The sequence below is a fragment of the Shewanella sp. T24-MNA-CIBAN-0130 genome (assembly GCF_040310185.1).
Taxonomy (GTDB): domain Bacteria; phylum Pseudomonadota; class Gammaproteobacteria; order Enterobacterales; family Shewanellaceae; genus Shewanella; species Shewanella psychromarinicola.
Map to the genome: position 1 here is coordinate 20,897 of NZ_JBEOPP010000047.1, position 15,969 is coordinate 36,865.

Consider the following 15,969-nt stretch of genomic DNA (forward strand, 5'->3'; position numbering starts at 1 on the left):
TACTCAAACATCACGTATTTCCAGCTAGCGAGGCAACTTATGCTAAAATGCACCAATCAGCTTTATGAATGTGCAACTCTCATTTGTTTGACTGAGCGTAGTGAAACGCTACCGTGATTAACTAATGAGGATACAACAATGAGTAAGTTAAATGCCGAAGAACGTAAAGCCCGTGATAACGAACGTTTTTCACAACGAGTGGATGAACGCAGGGTAAAGGGCGAAGATGTTGTTGCGTATGCACTTGCCAATGATAAAGCGTTTAAGTTTCTGACCAAAGATGAGAAACATAGCCTTAAGGAAAGACAAGCAGCGCTTGCAGAAGACGTCAGTATTAAAAGACAGCAACAAATCGAGCTTAAAAACCAGCAAGAATTAGACAAGGTTCAAGCAGAATTTACTGATACCGCACAGTAAGCCCCTATCAACAGCCATTGTTAATGATGATGGCTCGCCCACACTCAAATGCTTATTTTTATAAACTAAAATCGATAAAGATAGGCATTTGAAGCGGCAAAAATCTTACTAACTTACAGCAATGAAAACACTGCAATTCTTAGTCAGCGACTAGCAAGCATGCGATTAAATTTATGGGGGAGCTCCTAGACTCTTAGCCCATTTATTCAAAAGAGATAAAGTTTACTTCGCCCCTGACGACCTCTGATAACGATCACTCCAAAATGGCTAGCGTACCCACCGCATGAGCTCGTTAGCATCTATCACCGCGAGCTGCCTTTTAGTTAGGATCCCTGCTGAGTCAAAGAGTAATAACTCTGAAGCGCTGGCACGATGTTTAGTGATGAACGTCTTTCCCTCAGGAGTACCCACTCTGGCAAGAAGAAAGAAAACATTATCACCAAGATGAGCACGAGCTTCATTCATCTGCTCAGTCTGGCTGATACTCGCAACAAGGTTAGGATCATAAACAAATACTACCGAAGGCTTACCCGTTCCGATTTGTTCGTGGGTCGCCTTAAACCCCTTGGGCATCACCATTAGCAACAGTCCAAACAGCAAGACGATGGATGCAATAACACTTATCGTAATCCAAGGCATTTTACGCGTCGCGTTTGAATTATGTTTATCCATAATAATAGGTCCCTCTTTTAACGGTTGAAGTACATAGCCAAGCAACTCAGTATAATTAATAAAGCTGAGGCCTAGATTAAAAATTGTTGCGATAAATAAACAGTAGATGATTTAGACGGCAATAACGCTTACTCTGACTTAACCAAATTCTGACCCAACTAAATTCCAACGTCTAAAGACATAATGCAATACACTATGCATCATGCAAAGTTTACAGATAATACATCATCAAGCTCACCACTGTATGCAAGCGCAGATAAAGTTGATTATGTTAATATTTTAAAATAAGTTATTTGGTTGATTTATAGCGTTTTTTATTTGAAGGATTAAATTTTTTATGGAAAAAGTGTTTGAAAGATTGATGTATGCATCACGCTGGATCATGGCGCCTATTTATCTGGGATTAAGCCTAATCTTATTAGCCTTAGGCATAAAGTTCTTTCAGGAGATCTTTCATCTCCTACCCAATATCTTCTCGATAGCAGAAGTTGATTTGGTGCTAATCACACTATCACTTATCGATATTACCTTAGTCGGTGGTCTGCTCATCATGGTGATGTTTTCAGGCTACGAAAACTTCGTCTCACAGCTTGATGTGGGTGAAAACAGTGAGAAACTAAGCTGGCTTGGCAAGATGGACACAGGTTCGCTTAAAAACAAGGTGGCCGCATCTATTGTAGCAATTTCATCCATTCACTTACTTAAAGTATTTATGAATGCCGAAAATATCGCGAACGACAAGATCATGTGGTATCTACTTATCCACATCACTTTTGTGTTATCGGCCTTTGCCATGGGATATCTGGATAAAATTACCCGCAAATAATAGCAGACTTATATAGTACAGATAGCATTGGTAAATGGGGTCATAGTCTGCCCCCACTAATTACAGATTTATGACATAGTACCTAATTAACTAGCGATTACTTTTCTGACGGTGTTACAAATGCAGGCTAGCGGTGTTACTAAGGTGGGACTCCACACTTTGGAATACTGGCTCTTAATGATAAGAATAAAATTGTGTGGGGGTGAGAGATGAAAGCTAAAGCTTTACTCATTGGGATTCTAATACTGATTGCTGCTTATGTGGCAGGGGCTATTTACACATTATCAAACAGTAAGATTGAAAGTGTCATTATTAGTGGTGCGGGTGAAGATGGCCTGTATATTCCCAATGCAATTAGTCACGCATACTTAATGAATTTTAGATTAAGGGATTCTGATATCAAAGAACTCGAATCTAGGGCAGGCATAGCAACCCTATTCGGAGTTCAGGATGAAGATAGAAAGTATCTCTACTTAGACAGTTTTATTAAAAATGGTGCATCAGTAAATGCAGAGAGCGTAATTAGTGGCCTGCCGCCACTTCATGCTGCCTTATTGTTTAATGATAGTAAGCTCGTTCACTTTTTGATCCTTCGAGGCGCTGAGACTAAGCAAAAAAATACTCAGTTCGGAATGAATGCCCATGACTTTGTGAAGCATTTACAGGCTAAGAAACCATTAATCGATCGAAGTGATGTTTTGATAGCGTTATCTCTGTAAGGCCATTTATGTTGATCCACATCACTTTTGTATTATCGGCCTTTACTGGGAGGCATGGACAAAATCACTCGCACAAAAATAGTAGAATTAAAAATAAGCCCCTATCAAATGGGGCCAGTTTAACTACCATTGCTTTAACAAGGTAAAAGGGACACCTGAAGATAGACGAGTTAACACATAAGCATACACAGAGGAGTAACTCCCACCCTCGACGCTGTTTTCAATATAAAACAATACATCTTCGATACCATCGCCGTTATAATCGCCTTTTGCCATTAATGTTATTTTTTGTCTGCCGCCTGTAGAATCGACAAAAATAGCCTGTTCAATATTCAGCTTTTCCACACTCTTAATTTGGCTCATATCTTCCCAGCTAGCCGCTTTAGCAAGAAGACGTTCATCATCTCTAGATATGACCAATGCTAATTGAGGTGGCGTTATGCCGGCAAAAGCTTTATTAAACTCGATATTTCCAAGAAAAGACTGTTTCGAAGCCTTAAAATCAGCCATGATCTGCCAGGTCATACAAACTGTATGCTTGGCATCAAACATTCCTTGTTTACTATTTTCTGTAGCAAAATACCCTGATGAAGTGAGATCTATCAGTGACGCACAACTGTTAACATTAACGATGTCCAAACCACGCTTCATCGTTTTTGAATAAAACCATTCTTTATCCAACGCTTCAGCCATATCGGTTGAAGTAGTTGCAATTACTGGCTCCATAAAATAACCATTAGTTCGATTATGTTCTGTAAAACTAGGAGCTATTATAAACTGTTCGTTACTCGCACAGGCTATGTGGGAAAAAATCAAAAAACCTAACAGAGCAATTTTTTTAATCATTTTGCATTACCTAATAAATTGCGAACGTAAGCATTACGTTCATCCGATATTTTTGCACGTGGAGACTCTAAAGAGGCACTTTTAAAATCACCAGCTTTAAGATTGTGTGGGGTGAGAGATGAAAGTTAAAGCTTTACTCATTGGGATTCTGATATCAAAGAACTGGAATCTAGGGCAGGCATAGCAACCCTATTCGGAGTTCAGGATGAAGATAGAAAGTATCTCTACTTAGACCGTTTTATTAAAAATGGTGCTTCAGTAAATGCAGAGAGCGAGATTAGTGGCCTGCCGCCACTTCATGCTGCCTTATTGTTTAATGATAGTAAGCTCGTTAACTTTTTGATCCTTCGAGGTGCTGCTACTAAGCAAAAAAACTCAGTTAGGAATGAATGCCCATGACTTTGTGAAGCATTTACAGGCTAAGAAACCATTAGTCAATCGAAGTGATGTTTTGAAAGCGTTATCTCTGTAAGGCCATTTATCTTGACCCACATCACTTTTGTGTTATCGGCCTTTGCCATGGGTATCTGGACAAAATCACCCGCAAATAATAGTAAAATCAAAAACTAGCCCCTATCAAATGGGGCTAGTTTTACTACCATTGCTTTAACAAGGTAAAAGATGCTTCTGAAGATAGACGCGTAAGAATGAAGTAATCGACTGAATTGTAGCTCCCACCTTCGACGGTATTACTGGTGCTCAAAAGCATATCCTCAATACCGTCACCATTATAGTCACCTTTAGCTCTTATATTAAGCCTTTGCGATCCTCCAGAATTATCAACAAAAATTGCGCTAGTTTCATCGATGGCTTCAACCTTCACGATGTGACTCATTTCATCCCAGTTTGTGGCTACAACCAGACGACGCTCATCATCCTTCGAGATAATTAAAGCTAATTGCGGCGGAACACGTTTGGCAAAGTTTTTGTCCAAATTAACAACACTAAGGTAGCTTTGATGCGACGGCTTAAACAGGGATAATTCTTGCCATGACTTACATATTTTATAATCTATTATAACGGCCCCATAATCCGCAGACTGCGAAGCTTCATACCCTAAATCTATACTCGCAACTAAATCTGCGCAGGTATTAACCGTTAACTTCTTATGGTGATTATGTTTCAGCTCTGTTTCATAACCCCATATGTCTTTATGTAAAAGTTTGAAGTCATCAGCATTGTGTGTTTCCCTTGTTTGTTCTAGGAAAAACTCACCTGCATTTAATGGTAATAATGGTGCTATATTTCCAGTTGCATTCACACAACCCAATCCTAATACAACTAAAATTATTAACGCTATTATTCTTACCATCTTGATATTAATCATAAATTTAAATTGGCAATGTAGGAAGACTGTATGAAATGAAACTCTAAATCTAACACTTTATTAGTATTCAAAATCGCTTACTATCAAGAATGCAAACGTTAAATTAGTGTGATGAAATACTGAGCTTAACTTCGACTGAAGAAAAAATAATATCATTCAGCTAAACACTTGCCCTATCAAATGGGGCTAGTTTTACTACCATTGCTTTAACAAGGTAAAAGAGGCATCTGAAGATAGACGAGTTAATACATAAGCGTACACAGAGGAGTAACTCCCACCTTCTACACTGTTTTCCATATAAAACAACACATCTTCAATACCATCGCCGTTATAATCGCCTTTTGCCATTAATGTTATTTTTTGTCTGCCGCCTGTAGAATCGACAAAAATAGTCTGTTCATTATTCAGCTTTTCCACACTCTTAATTTGGCTCATATCTTCCCAGTTAGCCGCTTTAGCAAGACGACGTTCATCATCTCTAGATATGACCAATGCTAATTGAGGTGGCGTTATGTCGGCAAAAGCTTTATTAAACTCGATATCTCCGAGGAAAGACTGTTTCGAAGCCTTAAAATCAGCCATGATCTGCCACGTTTTGCAAATATGAAACATCGCATCAAACATTTCTTGTTCATTCGCTTTCAACGCTGAATAGCCTTGTGTTGTTAATTCAATCATTGAGGCGCAACTATTTACATCAACAACTTTACCGTTGTCATGTCTCATATTGTCAGAGAAATACCATGGCAGTGCTAATGCTCTAACCATCTCGGCAGAAGTTGTTACTATGACTGGCTCCGTAAAATAGCCATTTGTCTTATTATGTTCACTATAACTTGGATCTATGAACTGTTCGTTACTCGCACAGGCTATATTTACAAAAATTAACGCACCTAACAGAGCAATTTTTTTTATCATTTTGCATTACCTAATAAATTACGAACGTAAGCATTACGTTCATCCGATATTTTTGTACGTGAAGATTCTAGAGAGGCACTTTTAAAATAACCAGCTTTGAGGTGCCTATTAAAATTAGGAAAGGTATTTTTTAGCTTAGTCATTCCTAAATTAAATATCATATCAAACAATGCCAATTTAACATCATTGGGAAACGCCGCAAATTCAGTAGCTCCATAAATACGTTTTAGCTCAATTTCAAAACTGGAAATGTGTTTTTGAATTTGATTATCAATCATTGAATCTGTTAGTACTAATGAGGTAAATGCTTTGAAACGTTTAGAGCCTTCCGCTTTACCAAATGGGCGTTTCTGTATTACATTAAACTCATCTTCAATCTGCTTAGCAGTTGCCGGCACTCCCGTGCTACTAACCACAAAAGGTACCTTTTGAGCAGCCTGAACATCAACCATCATATGCCCAACACCTACAGTGACTTTACCGACAGTATCTAAATACATATGCGGCACACGCCCTTCATATTTCTCTAGGTTTTTCTTCAAAATCACTTTCAGTGAACCAGAAATAGGTACTACTGCTGCCATCGCGATTGCGCTTAATTTTTCATTAAACTTACGATGTGAGCGACCGTTAGTATCTATTTTTCCGTCAGGGCGAACCATGGCAACTGATTTACTTTGAAAGATTTTAATCGCAGCTACAGTTTTTGAATTCTCTGGACGAGCACCCAATCTGCCGTCTTCAGCCAATTTTCTTGTGGGCGGTATGAGTCCTAATAAATTATTTAGTGCTACCTGCACGGCTTTTACATCATTCGGTGTGTTTACACCGCCCAATCCTACAGATTGAGTGATTACTAACTTAGCCATTGTTACTCCTTGTAAATGTCTAAACGTTTTAATTAGAACTGACTTATAAAATCTGTAACCCATTAGTGTGCATCTAAACGAGACCTAAAAACTCAAAAACCTATTTGATGTTCGTTTATTAGCCTTTTCAAGACTAACTTTTAAGGCGCTTCCGTAGTCAATAGCACATCAAAAGATTATTTCGTTTGATAAATAAAGGGATGGTAATTGATATAGTGGACTTTTTTGTATTATGCCAGCCAATAATAGCCATATCTAACGTCAAATAGACAAGAGAACTAGGCCTTTAACTATTTAATACTTACCAAATAGGCTGAAAATTAATAGATAGAATATACTTGAATTACCGAGCAGGTTAAATAATCAGAAATGATAGATTTTCCATCATAAATAATTATTTATGATGAGTTTAGAATGAATTTATTCTGCTCTTAACGAAGCCTGCGTCATTGAAAACACCCGAGTTCGAGCCAGAGGGATTCTCATTTTTCTACCCTGCCCCCACTAAATTACCACGAAGTTCAGCTTTTCAGCTTTGATCAATCAACTAAGTGAGTGGTGAAGCAACGCAGTTATTACCGATTTAGACCAGCAAGAAAGCTTACTCTGCCCGTGAGGGATCCCCACTTATGCCTATTGCGGCTTTTAAAATTAAACACTGGCTTTTTTATCGGCATCATAGGTATTATGAGTCTGATTATTATCAAGTTATGAATGGATGCTGTTGATAAATGATTCTTAAAACTAAAACACTGCAAATGACCAAAACGCCACAAACGATTGCTGGTCAAAAACAAGAACAGGATGTGGCTTTTTTCTTACGCCGTGCGTTTAAAGACAACCCCGAAGTACTGGTTATCAACGACTTCAAATTCAGTTTTAATGATGAAACGGCTCAAATCGATCACTTGATCGTGTATACCTATGGTTTTGTGCTAATTGAATCAAAAAGTATAAAAGGTCACGTTAAAGTGAACAACCAGGGTGAATGGACACGCAGCTATAACAGCCAATGGTCAGGTATGTCTTCGCCCATCAAGCAAGTTGAGCTGCAACAAGCCTTGTTAAAAGAAATGTTCATGCATCATAGAAATAACATATTAAGTAAGTTACTGGGTATAAAGCAGCAAGGCTTCAATGGACGCTGTTGGCACTATTTATGTGCGGTATCCAGTAATGCTGTGATCGACAGAAAAACCATGCCCAAAGTGATTTCGGACAAACTGTATAAAACTGAGTTTTTGGTCGATGAACTCAAAAATATCATGAACCTTAAACACAAACTGCTCCGCTTGGTCAGCGTCACCGACACCCGTCCAGACTTTAGCCAACGAGAACTCAATTCAATCGGCCAATTTCTTATTAGCCAACATATCGACTCAAATACTCAGCAAGTTGACACTGCTCCGGCACAACTAAAGCAAACCCAAGCGATAGCAAACACACTAGAGCTTGAGCCAGAGCTTAAACCAGAACTTCAACCAGTGTTAGCGCCCACTAATCATCTAGTTCAATCTAATGGTGCAAGTGTGGCAACACTTGCACCGCTTTTACCAGTAAACACATTAGCGCCAGACCAACTACCAATACTAAACTGTAAATATTGCGGTGAATCAACACAATATACACCGATGTATGGCAAGTTCGGTTACTACATCAACTGCAATCAATGCAGCAAAAATACATCAATGAAATTACCCTGCCCACAATGCCAGAGTAAAAATACCAAAGTCACCAAGCGCAAAGAAACCTACACATTGAATTGTGTGGATTGTGGGTTTGAAAAGCAGATAATTTAGATGGTAGAATTTTACTCTGTGCCCGACTTAAAAGTTTTTAGGAGTTATTAAGATGTTTTTTTGGATAATATGATTTGCTGTTATTTATTTCGCTATGAGAGCTGTTTTTAGCAATAAAAAGAAGAGTGACCTACATTTAGCAAAATCTACAGTACAACGATGCCGCATTTGTCCTGAATGTGCTGAGGGTATAAAAATCGAGGCTAAAAAGTGTCGCTATTGTGGTTGCTCGCTAATGCCATGTTCAGAAGAAGAATTGACTCAAATTGAGGAAGCCTATTCTAATGAATTACACAAACTAGAACATGGCGATATAGAACAACCCGTTAATAAAAAATATCAAAATCCTGATGTTTGGAAGTAGAGAAAAATAGTAGCATTATAAACTATTTGTAAAATCGCTTAATTCCCAGACAGAAAGTTTACACTGACCTCACTAAATTCACAGATACTATAAATAGTGAGGTAAAAGTTTGATCTGACCCCACTTACTTACAGATAGAAGAGAGTTTTAGAGATGTTAAAACAGGGTTGAAAATGAATGATAGCGGAACAAGGATTCACCGTAAATTAGGCGTACTCCTGCTGATAGCTTGCTTATCACAATTTATACTTTACCTGCTTGGTTTGGCAGTAAAATCAGCTGATAAGCACAGGCAATATCAAGCTAACTCAATAAAGCATCGCAACGTGCTCTCAAACCAATTTATAGGATTAAGGGCCTACAAAGATAAGTCTTTGAGGCTACTGAAGTCTCACTGGCTAGCAGGAATTAAGATGCTACAATCGTTAATCAAGGATCCACAAGCATGCTATTAAATTCGTGGGGATCCCTCAGACACTGACCCCACTAAATTCCTTTAAATTCCTTTAAATTCCTTAAATTGCTAAATTCTGACCCCACTAAATTCTATAGATGGTAAAAGTTTTACTCTGAGCTCACTTATATGTTGAGTTACTTGGTGTGAATAGCAAAGGTAAATAAGTGGGGCTGAAAGTATACTTTGGCCCTGGGGATCCCTATATTACCTCACTAAATTCAAGATTTAATAATGGCGGGCAAAGTTAATTCAATTCAATTTTAAATCATACTCTAAGCAGTAGATATAGTGTTAGAATCTAAAAATAACGTGATTTAGGAGCATATGGTGATTAAAAAATTTTCAGTATCACAACTCGCTGACATTGCGAGCGTCATCAAAGAAAGAATCTATGTTCCTGTATATCAAAGAAAGAGAACAATTTTTCTATGTGGTGCTGATATCAAAGACAAAACAAAAGGTCGCTCAAAGGTAGCAAAACTTCTCACACAGCAACAAAGCCGCATCCAATATGAAATACTCTATCCGGAGAGTCTTTTTGATGATCTACTAGCTGGCCAAGGCCAGCATAGTTTACTTGCACTAGAGAATATTTTAGCAAACTCAGTAGACGCGATTATTCTGCTACCTGAAAGTCCTGGGTCATTTGCTGAATTGGGAGCATTTTCTAGTAATCCTAATTTAGTAGATAAAATAATATGTATTTCAAACCAAAAATTTAAAAATAAAAGAAGCTTCCTGAATTATGGTCCAAATAGACTGATAAAAGCCTCATCAACCGGAAAAGTATTTCATCTCGACTATGATCGCTTAGATTGCCCAAAACAGAGCACTAAAACTTTTAGGCTGATATCAGATTCAATAACAAAGATTCAAAATAAAAATCCTGTCAAAAAGAATGTTACAAATATTTTAGAAGCACAGAACTTCATCCTACCATGTATATATCTAGTTGAAAAAATTGATTTTTTAAGTCTAAAAAAACTACTTAAAATTGCTACAGAACAAGATGAGGTAATGTCAGATATAGCAACCCGCTCTGCATTAACTAAGTTACAATCAGAGCGAATGATAATGAAAACTACTAATGGTTACGATATTACTAGTAGTGGTGAAAAGCATATTATGTCTATTTTTACCGATCACAGACTAGATTTAGTACGTGTTGAGCTCATGAACTTCCAAAACCGTGGAAAATCAGGAATTAACTATGATAGGATGAGCCAACGCACCTTTAGCGAGTTGTTTTTTGAAACTATCAATAAAGCAACTGGGTAGTGATTCGCTATCCTTCAACAAAACCAGATGAATAGCTCATTTAGTTCTTGCTCGCAAAAACTCCGTTTTTGACTCGCAAGTTCTAAATGCGAACTTGTGACGTAAAGGTGCGTAATTTTAAATGGGTTCACAATATACAAACAACCTAAGCCAGCTCAAAAATCTTGGCTTACCTGCTATTACTAATCTTGCCGAACTTGCTAGCCAAATGCGTCTATCTGTTGGCCTCGTTCAAACGCTAGTATTTAAATCAAACGAACACTACAGAGTATATTTTTTAGACAAAAAAAGTGGTGGTGAAAGAGAAATAGCTCAACCTTCTCGAGCAATGAAAGCTGCCCAGTCTTGGATTTTAAGAAAAATTCTGTATAGACTAAATTCATCTCAAAACTCTAAAGGGTTTGAAATTGGTGAATCAATCCTTAGTAATGCCGCCCCTCATATTGGTGCCCATATTTTATTAAATATTGACCTAGAAGATTTCTTTCATTCCGTTCCTGCATCGCATGTATACAGCATCTTTCATTCTATAGGTTATAACAAATTAATTAGCCAAAAACTGACCAGTTTATGCACATTTAAGGGCCGACTTCCCCAAGGCGCACCAACATCGCCGAAACTCTCAAATTTGGCATGTCAACGCTTAGACTCACGAATACAAGGCTACGCAGGCTCAAAAGGTATTATGTATACTAGGTATGCTGATGACATAACATTATCTGCTTTTAACGAGTCGAAAATAAGAAAAGCAAAGCCTATGATAGAAAAGATAGTGTTAGATGAAGGCTTTTCAATTAACCATAAAAAAACAAAACTTTGTGGTACCAGAAAACGAAAAGAAGTTACTGGACTAATTGTATCGGCGAATGGTGTGGGAATTGGTCGCGAAGAATACCGAAAGATGCGCGCTGAAATTTATACAATGCTTCAATCTGATCCATCTAAACTCGCGCACATAAACGGTTGGCTTGCTTACATAAAAAGCGTAGATACAACGAATTATGCCCGATTAATTAAATATATTAGAACACTAAAAAAGATTTTTCCTGACTCTGAAGTTTTTAATTTAATCCCTGCAATCAAAAAAAATTAAGTTCTATATATTGGTTAAAAAAATAAAAAATAAATTCCAACTAAAAGCAAGGGTTCTGATAATAACTGCACTATCTTCCCAGCGGATAGATAAAACAACACTTTCTCGTCATCCATGATAAAGCCCCGAAACGATTAAGATACATAAATAAAAACTCAATAAATGGGGTCAGAGTCTGACGAATCCCCACAAAAAAATGTATTTAAATAATGAGATAGGCTAAAAAATGAGGAACATTCATGGCATTTGGTGATCAAATTTATCGCCAAACAAATATTACCACGAGTAAATACCATGAATGCTAAACACGTTTTATCAAAATGCCTCTCACTTGCCACTCCATTAATGCACAAAACAGTTTGTTTGCTGCCATTGAAAGCTCAATGAATGGTGGTCCACTTTCTATCGCGGGACTCGGCCGTAACATAACTAACAAAGCGAAGGAAAAAATAACAAATTAATGGCTAGGGGCTGTTGATCTTTGTTTGAATTTTGTGCGAAGAAGGTAATCTCGTATAATTTACTTCGCCAAAAACAAATACAACGAGATTACCATGCCCCGATTAATGCTCACTGATGAGATGTGGTCGAAGCTAAAAGCTATTCTGCTTGATGATAGAGTTTATAACAAGCAAGAGCATCGATTTACGATGGAAGGTATCCTCGGTGTTTTTCAAGGTAGTTGGCACTCTTATACACAAATAAATTAGGCTTCAATTGAACTTTATTTATATCAGTCGATCAGATCAGTTATAACGAAAACACCGATTGAATTTAATTATGATGCTGATAAAAGACACTGAAGAATGGGCTAGTCATTTGTTTAAACATGCTGAATTAGGTGATGTACGGCGCACTAAACGCCTGATAAAAATAAGTCATCAAATGGCGAGTAACATAGGAAGTTCTATTGTGAACGCGTCTGGCTCACAGGCCTCTATTGAAGGCGCATATCGCTTTCTTCGTAATGATAAAGTTGACGCTGATAACATCGCTACCGCCGGTTTGAAATCGCTGTTACCTGCACTAACACTGTCAAATACAATCCTTGCGCTAGAAGATACATCAACATTGTGTTACCGACACAATGTGACTAAAGAGCTCGGACATACTGGCGCATATAAACAAAGCTCTTCTAAAGGGATGTTAGCGCACACTGTCCTTATGGTCGATGCAGAAACAGAGCATACTATTGGCTTGGGTGCGCAGCATCGTTGGTGCAGAAAAGATGAAAACTTTGGTACTGCTAACGACAGAAAACGCCGCAAGTACGAAACGAAAGAAAGTTATAAATGGCAACGCTCGTCGGAAGAAATGAGTACCCGATTTGCAGATGTGATGGATAATATCATAAGCGTTTGTGATCGAGAATCTGATATGTTTGAGTATATTGATTATAAAACAACAAATAATCAACGGTTTGTAGTGAGAGCCAAGCATGAGCGGGTTGTGAATACAGACGGCGATAAACTAAGTCCCTACATTGAAAATCAATCTAGTGAAGCTTCATATTCGGTTAAGATAAAGCAAAAAGGAGGCCGAAAAGCACGCATTGCAAAAGTAGCCGTACGTTATGCTTACATTACTATTTATCCGCCTAAAAAACACAAGAAACTTGGTGGTATGAATTTAACAGTGATAAGTTGCAACGAGATTGAACCACCAAGTGGAGCAAGTCCATTGTCGTGGAAATTGTATACAGGCGAACCAATAAATAGTGCTTCTGATGCACTAAGGATAGTTAGATTTTATGAACTAAGATGGCGAGTTGAAGAGTTCCATAAAGCGTGGAAGTCAGCAGGCACTCAAGTTGAGTCGTTTCGCATGCAAACGCGAAATAACCTAGAAAAGATCATTGTAATAACAGCATTTATTGCAGTGAGACTTCTCCAGTTACGCGAGCTTGTTGTCGATAAAGATAATGCAAAATCAATTGGTTGCGACAAATTTTTCAATCTTCTTGAATGGAAGTTGTTGTGGTCAAAGACTGAAACCAAAAAAGCACCTAACACAACACCTTCATTACATTGGGCTTATTATGCACTTGCCAAATTAGGCGGATGGCACGACAGTAAGCAAACTGGTGTTGTTGGTTGGGAAGCTCTATGGAAAGGTTGGTTTTCACTGAGCCAACTGCTAGAAGGTGCTCGATTTATGCAAGCGCAACAACAGGAGATGTGATCAAGAGACAGATCCTGACACAGGGGGACTCTGGCCCCCACTTTTATTTGAGGCTGCTGAAGTCTAACTGGCTAACAGGGATCAAGACGCTACAAGATTTAATCAAGGATCCACAAGCATGCTATTAAATTCGTGGGGATCCCTCAGGGTCCGACCCCACTAACGCCAGTAAATCCAGAAAGAAAATAGCTATTTACTACTGTATATAACCTTAGAAGCTAAGTTGACAAACCTAACTTTTAGCATAGAATGGGTTTACATTTCACAACTTTTGCATAATTTAACCCAATATACGGAATATATATGACTGAAAAACCCGAATTCTATACCAGTGATTTAACTGAAGATCGCCTTCAGACCATAAGTAGCAAACTATTAGATGTGCTCGATGAAGCGCATAGCTTTTCTGAGAGCCCAAATGCAACAGCATGGTTCAGAGGGACTGCAAATTATGGCCTCCCTCAAGGCATGCTAATCCTTATGCATGAAGATGATAACTACCCTTGGCTTACATTAGCAAATCAGACTATGGACTATACCGCGAGAATTGGTAAAACTCTTGTTCAATTTGTTGTTGATGATCCAATTTCACCACGTAAATCACACCGTTTAAAGCGTAATTCTGTTGAACGCTTCCAGATTTCTTTTGATCTAGAAGACCACAGCAATGATGTACCTTTGATATGGCGTTTCTATTTAAATCCTATGTCAAATGGGGTTGACTACTCACCTGCAATTTCACTTTTAGGCTTTGATAGTAATGAAAATGCGATGTGTCATTGGGCGTATGAATCTGTTATCACTGGTCCTGTTATCAATAATATTCCAGAATCAATTGAAATCGATGAACCAGTTCTCACTGTTCGTAAGAGAAAAGAGCAAAAAAATCAATCTAATGAGTAAAAATAATGAACTATATAGCCGTTAGTCACTTTAACGGTGAACAATTAAAACTGGCCCGTATGGCAGCTGGTTTATCTTTGGCAGAAATAGGATTAGCTTTAGACGTTACAAGGCAGTATGCCTCACGCCTTGAAAATAATTCGAATCCATCAGAATCTCAAGTTGAGCTTCTGAGCGAGTTGTTATCAGTAAAAAGTACTTTCTTTTATAAGCCAAGAGTAAAGACAATTGAAGCGGAACAGTGCCATTTCAGAAGCCTGCGCTCCTCTACTCAGACTCTCAAAAAAACTATCATGGCCCAAGTTGAGATGCTTGATAGTCATTTTGTGTCAGCTATAGAGGAAGAAATAGGCTTTCCAGAAGTAAATATTATTACAGCTGAAGACGAAGAGTTTAATTCAGTGAAAAACATTGAGCTTCTCGCTGAGAGAGCAAGAAAAGCAATGGGTCTTGGATTTGGACCAATATCTAATATGATCAAACTTCTCGAAAGTTTAGGTTGTCTTGTAGTCAATTTGGCTGACGCAGATGAACGTATTGATGCATTCTCAATATATACATCTAGGCCGCTTATCGTTAGAAACACAGCCAAACAAAGCCTTGGACGTTTACGTTTCGACTTTGCTCATGAGTTAGGTCATTTAATCATGCACCAAGGTATGGAAACTGGATGCAGAACTACCGAGCAACAAGCTAATAATTTCGCTAGTGCTTTTTTAATTCCACGAAGTTCATTTATAGCAGAGTTCCCGAAAGTCAGGGGTACTTATTTTAATTGGGAAGCTATGATAGATATGAAGGTACGCTGGGGAGTAAGTCTCAAATCTATTCTCTATAGAGCTAAAGCACTAGGACTCGTTACTAATGAGAAAGCAAAATCTGGTTATATATACTTAGCTAGAAATGGCTTCACTAAGATTGAAAGAGGTGATGAGTTAATGGCTGATGAGTTCCCTAAAATGCTTCAACGAGCGATTGAGTTATTAGATAACCACACTCTTGAAAAATTATTGAAAGACAGTGGGTTGAGCCGACCTATTTTGAAAAGTAGATATAACTTAGTTCTCCCTCAAGCGCGATTACGTTCCGTATAAGAAGTTAGGCATTCAGGTATTTTTAAAAGGCCATATTAGTTTGGCCTTTATCTCTTCAAGCAATAAATCTAGCCATTCATTATAAAACAACACGTTACTGAGTCGCTCTTAGATAATCAAGCAAGCTTGGTGTTAACGCCAGTCTAAAAGCGCCACTATTTGCCGAATTTAACGATAAGCAGATCTTTCCTCATCAAAAAAATCAT

The 15,969-nt window shown here is 38.0% G+C and carries 16 protein-coding genes and 2 pseudogenes; 13 read left to right on the top strand and 5 right to left on the bottom strand.

Annotated features, from left to right (window positions below):
* Nucleotides 1-138: 138 nt before the first annotated feature.
* Nucleotides 139-417 carry a DNA polymerase III subunit epsilon gene (locus AAEZ02_RS16550; RefSeq protein WP_101033900.1) on the top strand — a complete coding sequence of 93 codons (279 nt, stop codon included), beginning with the start codon at nucleotides 139-141 and terminating at the stop codon, nucleotides 415-417.
* 267 nt (nucleotides 418-684) lie between these two features.
* On the opposite strand, the gene AAEZ02_RS16555 is transcribed toward AAEZ02_RS16550, so the two are convergent.
* Entirely contained in the window at nucleotides 685-1,056 is a 372-nt protein-coding gene (locus tag AAEZ02_RS16555; RefSeq protein WP_351124052.1) for a hypothetical protein, read from the bottom strand.
* Between the two features lie 370 nt (nucleotides 1,057-1,426).
* On the opposite strand from AAEZ02_RS16555, the gene AAEZ02_RS16560 reads away from it, so the two are divergent.
* Together AAEZ02_RS16560 and AAEZ02_RS16565 are read left to right on the top strand one after the other, a co-directional pair.
* Nucleotides 1,427-1,915 carry a TIGR00645 family protein gene (locus tag AAEZ02_RS16560; RefSeq protein ID WP_351124055.1) on the top strand — a complete coding sequence of 163 codons (489 nt, stop codon included), beginning with the start codon at nucleotides 1,427-1,429 and terminating at the stop codon, nucleotides 1,913-1,915.
* Between the two features lie 209 nt (nucleotides 1,916-2,124).
* Nucleotides 2,125-2,634 carry an ankyrin repeat domain-containing protein gene (locus tag AAEZ02_RS16565; RefSeq protein ID WP_351074584.1) on the top strand — a complete coding sequence of 170 codons (510 nt, stop codon included), beginning with the start codon at nucleotides 2,125-2,127 and terminating at the stop codon, nucleotides 2,632-2,634.
* A gap of 123 nt (nucleotides 2,635-2,757) precedes the next feature.
* Here the strand turns inward: AAEZ02_RS16565 and AAEZ02_RS16570 are convergent, their stop codons facing one another.
* The gene (locus tag AAEZ02_RS16570; protein WP_351074586.1) at nucleotides 2,758-3,480 is read right to left on the bottom strand and encodes a hypothetical protein; all 723 of its coding nucleotides are present in this window, start codon (nucleotides 3,478-3,480) and stop codon (nucleotides 2,758-2,760) included.
* Between the two features lie 180 nt (nucleotides 3,481-3,660).
* On the opposite strand from AAEZ02_RS16570, the gene AAEZ02_RS23750 reads away from it, so the two are divergent.
* Nucleotides 3,661-3,879 (top strand): ankyrin repeat domain-containing protein, encoded by a 219-nt coding sequence (locus AAEZ02_RS23750; RefSeq protein ID WP_502959545.1) that lies wholly within the window; start codon nucleotides 3,661-3,663, stop codon nucleotides 3,877-3,879.
* Nucleotides 3,880-4,075: 196 nt separating this feature from the next.
* On the opposite strand, the gene AAEZ02_RS16575 is transcribed toward AAEZ02_RS23750, so the two are convergent.
* The 3 genes from AAEZ02_RS16575 to AAEZ02_RS16585 form a co-directional block, all read right to left on the bottom strand.
* A complete protein-coding gene (locus tag AAEZ02_RS16575; protein WP_351074588.1) occupies nucleotides 4,076-4,741 on the bottom strand; it encodes a hypothetical protein in 666 nt (221 codons plus the stop codon).
* A 261-nt stretch (nucleotides 4,742-5,002) separates the two neighbouring features.
* Nucleotides 5,003-5,725: a hypothetical protein gene (locus tag AAEZ02_RS16580; RefSeq protein WP_351074590.1), complete on the bottom strand. Its 723-nt coding sequence runs from the start codon at nucleotides 5,723-5,725 to the stop codon at nucleotides 5,003-5,005.
* Nucleotides 5,722-6,594, bottom strand: a complete 873-nt coding sequence (locus AAEZ02_RS16585; protein ID WP_351074592.1) for a hypothetical protein — start codon at nucleotides 6,592-6,594, stop codon at nucleotides 5,722-5,724. The genes AAEZ02_RS16580 and AAEZ02_RS16585 overlap by 4 nt, the downstream gene beginning before the upstream one ends.
* Nucleotides 6,595-7,325: 731 nt before the next feature.
* Here AAEZ02_RS16585 and AAEZ02_RS16590 point away from each other — a divergent pair.
* From AAEZ02_RS16590 to AAEZ02_RS16635, 9 genes and pseudogenes are all read left to right on the top strand, one after another.
* On the top strand, nucleotides 7,326-8,393 hold the full coding sequence (locus AAEZ02_RS16590; RefSeq protein ID WP_351124058.1) for a nuclease-related domain-containing protein: 1,068 nt from the start codon (nucleotides 7,326-7,328) through the stop codon (nucleotides 8,391-8,393).
* Between the two features lie 235 nt (nucleotides 8,394-8,628).
* Nucleotides 8,629-8,757 (top strand): hypothetical protein, encoded by a 129-nt coding sequence (locus AAEZ02_RS16595; RefSeq protein ID WP_267898633.1) that lies wholly within the window; start codon nucleotides 8,629-8,631, stop codon nucleotides 8,755-8,757.
* A 122-nt stretch (nucleotides 8,758-8,879) separates the two neighbouring features.
* A pseudogene (locus AAEZ02_RS16600) lies at nucleotides 8,880-9,212 on the top strand (IS4 family transposase); the annotation flags it as partial.
* 329 nt (nucleotides 9,213-9,541) lie between these two features.
* Nucleotides 9,542-10,492: a retron St85 family effector protein gene (locus tag AAEZ02_RS16605; RefSeq protein ID WP_351124062.1), complete on the top strand. Its 951-nt coding sequence runs from the start codon at nucleotides 9,542-9,544 to the stop codon at nucleotides 10,490-10,492.
* Between the two features lie 121 nt (nucleotides 10,493-10,613).
* A complete protein-coding gene (locus AAEZ02_RS16610) occupies nucleotides 10,614-11,585 on the top strand; it encodes a retron St85 family RNA-directed DNA polymerase (protein ID WP_351124065.1) in 972 nt (323 codons plus the stop codon).
* 294 nt (nucleotides 11,586-11,879) lie between these two features.
* A pseudogene (locus tag AAEZ02_RS16615) lies at nucleotides 11,880-12,034 on the top strand (IS4 family transposase); the annotation flags it as partial.
* Nucleotides 12,035-12,353: 319 nt separating this feature from the next.
* Nucleotides 12,354-13,766 (top strand): IS4 family transposase, encoded by a 1,413-nt coding sequence (locus AAEZ02_RS16625; RefSeq protein WP_124013708.1) that lies wholly within the window; start codon nucleotides 12,354-12,356, stop codon nucleotides 13,764-13,766.
* 303 nt (nucleotides 13,767-14,069) lie between these two features.
* Complete coding sequence (locus AAEZ02_RS16630) at nucleotides 14,070-14,669, top strand: hypothetical protein (protein ID WP_351124068.1); 600 nt, start codon at nucleotides 14,070-14,072, stop codon at nucleotides 14,667-14,669.
* Between the two features lie 5 nt (nucleotides 14,670-14,674).
* The gene (locus AAEZ02_RS16635; RefSeq protein WP_351124071.1) at nucleotides 14,675-15,763 is read left to right on the top strand and encodes a helix-turn-helix domain-containing protein; all 1,089 of its coding nucleotides are present in this window, start codon (nucleotides 14,675-14,677) and stop codon (nucleotides 15,761-15,763) included.
* Nucleotides 15,764-15,969 lie beyond the last annotated feature (206 nt).